1 protein-coding gene is annotated in these 424 nt (G+C 50.9%); it reads left to right on the forward strand.

Annotated elements, in window-relative coordinates:
• Positions 1-9: 9 nt before the first annotated feature.
• On the forward strand, positions 10-424 hold a 415-nt coding region (locus tag cpu_RS10870; RefSeq protein ID WP_369688867.1), incomplete at its 3' end, for an electron transfer flavoprotein subunit alpha/FixB family protein.

A 424-nucleotide genomic window follows, 5' to 3' on the forward strand; every position in this document is an offset into this window, starting at 1 on the left:
GTGGAGGAAATGGGAAAAGTATGGGTAGTAGCAGAGCAAAGGGAAGGTAAATTAAAGAAAGTAACCTTTGAGATGGTAACCCTGGCCCGAAAAATCGGGGGAGAAGTAGAAGGAGTAGTAATCGGGAAAGACGTAAAAGGTTTGGCCAGCGAACTTGGGGAATACGGAGTGGGGAAAATATACGTAGCCGACCATCCCGACTTAGAGCAGTACACCACCGCCAAATACACCAGGGTACTGGCGGACTTAATCAACAAAGAAAAGCCTGAAGTAGTATTAATCGCCAACTCCGCTCAGGGGAGGGACTTTGCCCCGAGAGCAGCCCAGCGGGTAGGAGCCGGGCAGGTAAGCGACCTCACCGGTTACGAGGACGGTTTATTTATCCGGCCCATCTATGCCGGCAAAGCCTATACCAAAGTTGGAG

Source organism: Carboxydothermus pertinax (assembly GCF_001950255.1).
In the GTDB taxonomy this organism is placed as follows: domain Bacteria; phylum Bacillota; class Z-2901; order Carboxydothermales; family Carboxydothermaceae; genus Carboxydothermus; species Carboxydothermus pertinax.